At 46.5% G+C, this 8,285-nt stretch carries 9 protein-coding genes and 1 pseudogene; 4 read left to right on the forward strand and 6 right to left on the reverse strand.

Annotated features, from left to right (window positions below; genetic code table 11):
• Positions 1-180: pseudogene (locus tag C1I60_RS26055) on the reverse strand (amino acid ABC transporter substrate-binding protein); the annotation flags it as partial.
• Positions 181-474: 294 nt separating this feature from the next.
• Here C1I60_RS26055 and C1I60_RS23660 point away from each other — a divergent pair.
• Entirely contained in the window at positions 475-1,776 is a 1,302-nt protein-coding gene (locus tag C1I60_RS23660; RefSeq protein WP_137063950.1) for an MFS transporter, read from the forward strand.
• Positions 1,777-1,881: 105 nt separating this feature from the next.
• Here C1I60_RS23660 and C1I60_RS23665 read toward each other — a convergent pair whose 3' ends face one another.
• Positions 1,882-2,139 (reverse strand): GlsB/YeaQ/YmgE family stress response membrane protein, encoded by a 258-nt coding sequence (locus tag C1I60_RS23665; RefSeq protein WP_137063951.1) that lies wholly within the window; start codon positions 2,137-2,139, stop codon positions 1,882-1,884.
• Between the two features lie 297 nt (positions 2,140-2,436).
• Here C1I60_RS23665 and C1I60_RS23670 point away from each other — a divergent pair, with 297 nt between their 5' ends.
• Together C1I60_RS23670 and C1I60_RS23675 are read left to right on the forward strand one after the other, a co-directional pair.
• On the forward strand, positions 2,437-2,700 hold the full coding sequence (locus C1I60_RS23670) for a YkgJ family cysteine cluster protein (RefSeq protein ID WP_212734505.1): 264 nt from the start codon (positions 2,437-2,439) through the stop codon (positions 2,698-2,700).
• 40 nt (positions 2,701-2,740) lie between these two features.
• The gene (locus tag C1I60_RS23675; protein WP_137063953.1) at positions 2,741-3,697 is read left to right on the forward strand and encodes an acetylxylan esterase; all 957 of its coding nucleotides are present in this window, start codon (positions 2,741-2,743) and stop codon (positions 3,695-3,697) included.
• 119 nt (positions 3,698-3,816) lie between these two features.
• Here C1I60_RS23675 and C1I60_RS23680 read toward each other — a convergent pair whose 3' ends face one another.
• Positions 3,817-4,140 (reverse strand): DUF3817 domain-containing protein, encoded by a 324-nt coding sequence (locus C1I60_RS23680; protein ID WP_137063954.1) that lies wholly within the window; start codon positions 4,138-4,140, stop codon positions 3,817-3,819.
• Between the two features lie 170 nt (positions 4,141-4,310).
• Here C1I60_RS23680 and C1I60_RS23685 point away from each other — a divergent pair, with 170 nt between their 5' ends.
• Positions 4,311-5,315 (forward strand): LLM class flavin-dependent oxidoreductase, encoded by a 1,005-nt coding sequence (locus tag C1I60_RS23685; protein WP_137063955.1) that lies wholly within the window; start codon positions 4,311-4,313, stop codon positions 5,313-5,315.
• A 323-nt stretch (positions 5,316-5,638) separates the two neighbouring features.
• Here the strand turns inward: C1I60_RS23685 and C1I60_RS23690 are convergent, their stop codons facing one another.
• The 3 genes from C1I60_RS23690 to C1I60_RS26060 all read right to left on the reverse strand — a co-directional run.
• A complete protein-coding gene (locus tag C1I60_RS23690) occupies positions 5,639-7,207 on the reverse strand; it encodes a cellulase family glycosylhydrolase (protein WP_137063956.1) in 1,569 nt (522 codons plus the stop codon).
• A 395-nt stretch (positions 7,208-7,602) separates the two neighbouring features.
• Positions 7,603-7,857, reverse strand: a complete 255-nt coding sequence (locus C1I60_RS23695) for a hypothetical protein (RefSeq protein WP_137063957.1) — start codon at positions 7,855-7,857, stop codon at positions 7,603-7,605.
• A gap of 191 nt (positions 7,858-8,048) precedes the next feature.
• On the reverse strand, positions 8,049-8,285 hold a 237-nt coding region (locus C1I60_RS26060; protein WP_252361857.1), incomplete at its 5' end, for an ATP-dependent Clp protease proteolytic subunit.

Genomic DNA, 8,285 nt, shown 5'->3' on the forward strand with positions numbered 1-8,285 from the left:
GCCGCTCGCTTTTACAGATTCCAAAGTAGCTGTGGCGGTTGTATCTGCTTTTCCATTAGTAGACCCGGCATCCCCGGTTGAAGCATTATTTGAATTAGCACCTTTGTCGTTGTTGCCGCAGGCCGAAACCAGCAAAGCCATTACGATCAGTACGACTGGTAAAAATCTAAATTTTTTCATGTTAACCACACTCTTTTCCTTTTTCTTGATAACCCAGCACGTAGCTGGCTCATTGAATAGTACATCATTCATTTTTACACGTCAATGCTTTTATCCAATAATCCCTATGCAAAAGGTGAGCTATAAAATTTCTGGGCTCAAAGTTATCCTAGGTTGACTCATTCATAGACAGACTATTCATTCGATCTATCCTCACAGTAACTTTTTTCTGTACCTTTACGTCCAAGGTTTCGTATAATAGATTTCAATATGATTAGTAATATTTACCTCGTCTTTGAATGAAAGGAAGGCATTATGGAAACCCAAAATTCAACCCTATCCTCTGCTTCACCCGAAGGAAGACGTTCAGCTTGGGCCACCTTCACTTCGCCTTTAAGGCAATCCAAAGCGTTCACTCTACTGTGGCTTGGACATTGGATCGCTATGCTGGGAACCTCGGTCACCACCGTCATTTTGCCACTGGTTATCTATTCCCTGACCGGCTCGACTACAATCATGGGTCTGGCGATGACTGTCTATATGCTGCCTAACGTGCTTATTCTGCCCTTTGCCGGGATGATCGTGGATCGGATTGACCGAATCCGTCTGCTTCTGTTCACCAACATTGCCCGCTTTGGGCTGATGTTCGCTGCGGCGGTATTGATGTTTACCGACGGGATGAAACTGCCGTATCTGTTCGTTGGCCTTGCCTTATACGGATTGATGGACGGTATCTTTAATCCGGCTTATTCTGCCCTGCGGGCACAGGTATTTACGCCGGACATTCGCAATGCGGCTAACGCGCTCAGTCAGATTAGTATTCAAGCCGTCCGCCTTCTCGGCCCTCCACTGGGCGGCTTCATTGTATCCTTCACCTCACCAGGGGTCGGCTTTGGTCTGGATTCTGTCGCCTATCTGATATCTTTTGCCTGCTTCTGGATGCTGAGCAGTCATTTGGCCTCGATCATTGGTAAGCGCCTGGCAAATGCAGAACAACAGGATCAGGAAGGTCAGCATTTTCTCAAAGATTTTATTGCGGGCTTTACGATTCTTAAAAGTCATCCGTGGCTGTGGATTACGATTCTGGCTTTTTCCTTCATTAATATTTGTTACTCAGGCATTATTGCAGTACTCATTCCGTGGCTGTTCAAGGTTCATCATAGCTACAGTCCAGTCGTGTATGGCGTTGCGATGGCAAGCAGCGGCATCGGCGCTATGCTGGGTGCCTTTGTATACGGGTCGCGCAAGCACTGGAAGCATCGCGGCCTGCTCGCTTACCTCGGGGCTTTTGTCAGCGGGCTTGCTTTATTATTGTTGTCTGTAGTCACCTGGATGCCGGGACTGATTATGAGCATGATGCTTGAAGGGTTCGGCATTATGATATTTGCGATCATTTGGGAAACAAGCCTTCAGGAAATGGTTCCCGCCGAATCCTTTGGCCGTGTAGCCAGTCTGGATCTAATGTTTTCCTTTGCCTTACTGCCTGTAGGCTATCTGGCTGTGGGTGCGATGGCGGACAAGCTTGGCGGCATTTTCACTATCGGTCTATTTTCAACCGTTGGCATGTGCATCGTGTTGGGCGTTTTATGTGTGCCTCATATCAGGCGGTTCCAATAAAAAAGCTGCTCCTGCAGGTTCATTTGCGAACCTTGCGGGAAGCAGCTTCTTTTCATTTTGTAGCCTTATGCCCTATAAGGGCTAGTGGAATCGATTCATTATGTGTTAGCCTCTGTTCCGTCCAACGGAACGGAAGATCAAGCTTACGATAACAACCAGCACAATCGCACCAATTAATGCAGGGACAATGTAGAACGATCCGATTTCAGGACCCCAGTCGCCCAGAATCAAGCCACCCAACCATCCACCGATAAAACCAGCGATAATGTTACCAATCACACCACCCGGAACATCACGACCTGCGATAATTCCTGCCAACCAACCAATAATACCTCCAACAATCAATGCCCATAACCAACTCATTTTACTTCACCTCATTTAAGTTTTTATCGTTGTGTTCTATTATTAACCACTCGAACTCCTTTTGAACACGTTAAGGACAAATGGTTAATATTACCTAATGAACAGAACAATGACTTAGGAGCTTGTTACCATCCTACGTGCTTAACTGCCTATTTATAACCCTTGTGTGAAAAGTGTGTATAAAATACAGTTATCCTTGTATTCCTGCTTTTTTTGTGCCATCCTCACATTATGACTTCATTGAAGTCGCTTCATGCATACATTGCAAAAATAACAGATGATAAGGAGTGACCCCAACTGGAGTGTCGTGTCGGATGCGCCGCGTGCTGTATTGCTATTACGATTTCATCCCCTATTCCGGGCATGCCTGACGGAAAACCGGCTGGTGTCCCTTGCCCACAGCTCACTGTGGATAACCGTTGCCGATTGTTTGGCAAGCCTGAGCGGCCAGCCGTATGCAGTGGCTTTCATGCTGATGAAGATACGTGCGGAAGCACAAACGAAGAAGCATTTGAGCTGCTGAGAGAGCTGGAAAAGTCAACTCTACCGGGTAAAACTTGAGTAGATACTCGTTCTATATATGAAGGAGGATTTTTTCACTATGAATTTCATTGAAAAAAGAATTGCCGAATTGAAGCAGTATCAACCGGATCTGACCGCCCCGAGGGACATTGAGCCGTTCTGGGACAAAACACTGGAAGATGTACAGGCTAAACCCGTGTGTGCGTTCAAAACACCAGTGGAAACGCCGTATCCTCATATTCATGCCTCACGGGTTACCTTTGAAGGTGTAGATGATACGCCACTGCATGCATGGTATATACGCCCCCAATTTGTTGGAAATCAAAAGCTGCCGTGTATTGTCATTTTTCATGGCTACACAGGCGGCAAGGGCTATCCTGAGGATTACTCGTCCTGGCTGATGCTTGGCTTTGCTGTATTTGCCGTAGATATACGCGGTCAGGGTGGTGAAACAGGAGATCGTCTGGATGATCCTCATGGAACGGTTAAAGGCTGGGTAACGAAAGGGATACTGGATAAGGATACCTGCTACTACAAAACGATAACGACAGATGCCCTCAGAGCCGTAGATTGGGTGGCAGAGCAGCCGGATGTGGATGCGGGCAAAATTGCAATCTCTGGGGCTAGCCAGGGCGGCGGACTTGCATTAATGGTAGCTGCGCTCAGTGATAAACCTGCTATTACGGTGGCTGACATTCCCAATATGTGCCATATGGATTTTGGTATGATGAATTCTACCAGCTCGCTGACAGAAGCTGCCGAATTCGCAAACCGATTCCCGGAGCATTTGGAGCAGGTGCTACATACATTGAGTTATTTTGACGTCATGAATCTTGCTCATCGCATTCATATTCCTGTCATGGTATCCGTGGGACTCAAGGATACCGTATGTATGCCGGAAACGATTTTTGCCGCATATAATCGCATTGAATCGCCTAAAACAATTGAAGTTTATCCATTTACAGGACATTGGGTGGAAGGCTTTCAAAGACGCAAAACTGCTGAATTTTTGGTGAAATCTTTAACATTGAATTGAACTGGTTTCCGGTGCACAAAAAAAGAACACCACGCGTTAAACTGCGCAATGCTCTCTTCTCTTCTGCACCGGGGCTTAAGGAATAGCTCCTCAAATCTCACTCGACGTATACTAAAATATTACGATGCGGCTCGCTGCTCTGCTGCCGAATCCCCTGTCCATTTTCTCACCCAAACCCAATCCATAATGATCAGACCAAAAGGAATGAAGGACGCCAACATCATGAATAGAGGCCGCCGGAGGGACCAATTCAGTGCTGATTTGCCATAGATCAAAGCGACGAGGAGCAGCAAAAAGCTGATCCGGTATATGTTACCGATCACCATGACTGTCTGGGTCATGCCCGCAGCTTGCAGCGGCTGATGGGTGAATAATATTGCCAAATACGCTATACCTTGAATCCAGAGCATGAGTCGGACACGCCCCAAAGGTGTTCTTAACACAAATTCGTTCCCCTTTCCCAAGCCAGGATGTTTTTCATCCTACACTTCCTTCATTATAACGAAAAGGTTCCTAAACTCCAACCGATTCAACTTCAACTCTAAACCATCCAACTTCATGTTTTGACCAAATGAGTTGTGTCTGATACAGTTGTGTAAGAGGTGATTGCAAAATGCTTAAACTGGGAATACTGGACCAGTCTCATATTCCTGAAGGCGGTACTGCTCAGGATGCCTTGTCCCATACAACAGCGTTGGCGCGTGAAGCCGACAAGCTAGGGTATAGCCGTTATTGGGTGTCTGAGCATCATGCGTCGAAAATGCTTGCACACTCCAGTCCTGAGGTGTTGATCGCACATTTGGCTGCGAATACGTCACGTATTCGTGTCGGCTCAGGCGGTATTATGCTGCCACACTACAGCGCATATAAAGTCGCTGAGAATTTCCGGCTGCTAGAAGCGCTTCATCCGGGCCGAATTGACCTGGGTCTGGGGCGTGCTCCCGGCGGTTTGCCGCTGGCAACACGTGCCTTGCAGGATGGTAAGCACCAATCCGTCGAGCAATATCCACAACAGATTCTCGATTTAATTGATTATTTCCATGATTCTGTGCCTGCTGACCATCGGTTTGCCGGGCTTCATGCGGCACCGACGATTTCAACCATTCCTGAACTGTGGCTGCTCGGTTCCAGTGGAGAAAGCGCAAGATTAGCCGCGATGATGGGCGCATCCTATGCCTTTGCCCAATTTTTCGGCACACCAGGTGGGGTAGAAGCTACCGCACGTTACCACGATCAGTATCAGCCTTCCATCCTGGGCGATAAGCCCCGCTCCATGGCAGCAGTTACTGTGTCATGCGCCGAAACTACAGAAGAGGCCGAGCAGTTGGCTTCCAGCGCCAGCCTGTTTTTCCTGTTGCTTATGCAAGGCAAAGAATTGACTTCACTGCCATCGGTAAAAACAGCACTATCCTATTCGTACACGGAGTTTGATCGCGAGCGACTGCGTCAGTCAGCAGCATGGCGCGTTGTCGGTACACCCGATCAGTGTAAGGAGCAATTACTACGCTTGGCTGAGCAGTATCGTACCGATGAGCTGCTAGTTGTCTCATCCATTCATGACTTTGATAAGCGCGTTCAGTCCTATCGTCTGCTGGCCAAAGCTTTTGATTTGGCTTAAACACAGTTAACCTTTATTTTCGAATATTTATAAAACCCAAAACCCCCGCCTACCTGTAAGGGCAAAAAGCGGGGGTTCTTTGTTGAGGAATGATCCATTAGGACCAAACTCTATGTGCTATGGAAGTAGTTAAAGCACCACGAAAGTCGAATATCATATGGTACTTTAGTATTATGAATACCGGAACTAAAGTGCTGAATGTGTCCTCCTAAAGTTACGATTCCCATATACCAAAGACGCATACTCTATAATCCAATATTGAAAAGTATGGACCCAAAAGTCCCATGTTCTTTACTCATTCCGGGCATGATCCCTGTTGTGCCTTAAGGCTCTATACCCCATACCAGCTTGCCCTGTTGATAAACAGTTGCACGGTCCCAGTTTGCGAAGGCAGTTTGGCTGGCACCATACGAATAATCGTTGGTTTCATCAAAATGGCTCCAGTTCGCAGCATGGATACGGGGTTGGATTTCTCCGCTTTCCCCACCGGGCTGAATAGTACCCGTTCCATCAGCAAATGAAATTTCCACGTATTTATCAGCCTTGGCCTTCGGCTCTGACAACGTTATAAAAGTTGCTTTTACCTTTTCATTTCCAACCTTGGCCCAGTCTACAAAAAATTGCTGACCCTGTTTGCTTTCATCTGTGTAATAGTAGCGAATTTTCAAATCACTCAGCTTGACCGCCGTTTTTCCTGTGTTTTTGATATTAAATTCAGGGCAGATTACGTTATCCTTGGCATTGGTGTCTCCGGTACGATATTGAAGCACAATCCCTTGATCGTCAGCACCTGGTGTATTTCCTCCGTTGCCATTATCACCGCCGTTATCTCCACCATTGTTTCCGCCTCCACCATTGCTACTGGAGCCTTCCAGAATTGCCTGCTTTACGAATTTGCCGGAAACCGACAATTGAGAATCAGGCCATCCCCCTTTACGGTTTGCACCAGACAAGAGCGCAGCAGAGGTCTCATTTTTATCTGCCAGTGACCAGTTTGCCCAGCTAATTCCACGGCTGGCCAGAAAATCGGTCCACACCTTAGCTTCATTCAAGAACGGACCGCCATTACCCGAAGCATCGCTTGTTCCCCATTCGGTAACAAATATGCCCACGCCCTTGTTCAGCGCGTAATCCACGCGATCCCGCAGGTATTGTCCGTGCGTGCCGGCATAGAAATGCACGGTATACAGTGTATTTTTGTCTGGAAGCGGGTTATCTGCTGCATCATGTACATCCTGGCTCCACGTGCCTGTACCCGCAATAATAATATTATCCGGGTCTTTGGCCCGAATGACCTGAGATACCTCCAACGCATAAGGACGGATTTGGTTGTTCCAGTTCACGTTTCCGTTCGGTTCGTTGGCAAGCTCATAGATCACGTTTGGTAAATTACCATACTGAGTTGCAAATTCATTAAAGAAAGCCTTGGCTTCATTTTTATGAATGTTCGGATCCCCATCGAAGAGAATGTGCCAGTCAATAATAACGTATAATCCCAGCTTCTGTGCTGCCTCAATCGCTTCCTTCATTTTATTTTTTAATGAAGGATTGGCAATATAACCATCTTCCTCGGTGTATAGCGCAACCCGGAACACGGAAATGCCCCAGTCGTCCCGCAGCCATTTCATCGAGTCCTCATTCACCAGATCCCCAAACCATTGGACACCATGAGAGCTGATCCCTTTGAGCTGCACAGGCTTCCCGGTTTTATCCACCAGCTTACCATTCTTCACTGAAAGCTGTCCGTAACGCTCCACGGGAGTTGTCCCGGCAGCCTCTGCGGTCTGCGTATTCCAGTTAAATCCGTTCGTTAACGTCAACAGTAACACCGCAGTTAACATCACCGCTACTCTTTTTGCGATCCTTGACAGGACCCATTGCCTATTCATCATTTACACATTCCTTCCTTTTTACAAAGTGGATAAGCTTATCAGTACGTTGTTCTCCGCCTTTTTGCTCCCCTCCTTTATACAGCAAGAGGATCAGGTCCAACATTAGGTGTCACTTACCTGTATATGGATGTTACTACTATTATAGTTAGTTCTATGTTACATTTCGACTTTATGGTGGAAAATGAACAGGAAGTCACGGTTTCGGGACAAAATACTCACCTGAAAATTTCGAAATTTGACGAATTTCCCCATTACGAAAAAAAGATTCTAAAACTTCTATAAAATATAAAAAAAAGACTGCTACCCATGCCCTTCGGCCCGGTATAGCAGTCTTATACATGATCATGTATGTGAATCAAATAATGTCAAAAATATCGTATTAACGTATATTCTGCCTATTGCCCCTTAGCGGCTGCCTGAGATCCTGTAATCATCTGATCTTCCTTCATTTCGCCGCCATCCGTCAATTGACCTGTCAGTATAGTCTCAGATGAGTTGCCCATTACCTTGTCGATCAGTTGCAGCCAAGGCTCTTCACTTCCTCCACAGCTCTCAATATCACCAAGCAAGGAGTCCAACGTGGTTCCTTCTTCTGGCAAATCAATAACTAAACTGTCTTCGTCTACTTGGATGGTGCAGCAGGTTTTCATTGTAAATCCCTCGCTTAATTCTTATTTGAGCATGCACACGCAGGCTCAGGTGGGATTAATTCCCATGGGTTCCAAGGATAAGCCCTTTGAATCCGTTTGAAATTATAAACCTATTGTTTTGAAATTGCAATGAACAAATCTTGAACTTTTTTCAGAATTAGCGAGGGACTACATAAAATTTTCAATAATGGCTAGATCCGAGTAACGATTTGATCCACCAAGCCATATGCTACTGCTTCCTCTGCCGTAAGGAAGTGATCTCTGTCGGTATCTTTTTCCACACGCTCCAGCGGTTGCCCGGTATGATCTGCCAAAATACGGTTCAACTGTTTCCTGCTCTTAATCAGACGCTCGGCATAAATCAACACATCTGAAGCTTGGCCCTTGGCTCCGCCCAACGGCTGGTGAATCATAATCTCACTGTTGGG

It is taken from the genome of Paenibacillus terrae (assembly GCF_005217525.1).
Classification (GTDB): Bacteria; Bacillota; Bacilli; order Paenibacillales; family Paenibacillaceae; genus Paenibacillus; species Paenibacillus terrae_C.

Excerpts from the sequence above, each read along its gene's own strand:
- C1I60_RS23660 (WP_137063950.1), top strand. The coding sequence starts at position 475 with ATGGAAACCCAAAATTCAACCCTATCCTCTGCTTCACCCGAAGGAAGA.
- C1I60_RS23665 (WP_137063951.1), bottom strand. The coding sequence starts at position 2,139 with ATGAGTTGGTTATGGGCATTGATTGTTGGAGGTATTATTGGTTGGTTG.
- C1I60_RS23675 (WP_137063953.1), top strand. The coding sequence starts at position 2,741 with ATGAATTTCATTGAAAAAAGAATTGCCGAATTGAAGCAGTATCAACCG.
- C1I60_RS23685 (WP_137063955.1), top strand. The coding sequence starts at position 4,311 with ATGCTTAAACTGGGAATACTGGACCAGTCTCATATTCCTGAAGGCGGT.
- C1I60_RS23690 (WP_137063956.1), bottom strand. The coding sequence starts at position 7,207 with ATGATGAATAGGCAATGGGTCCTGTCAAGGATCGCAAAAAGAGTAGCG.
- C1I60_RS23695 (WP_137063957.1), bottom strand. The coding sequence starts at position 7,857 with ATGAAAACCTGCTGCACCATCCAAGTAGACGAAGACAGTTTAGTTATT.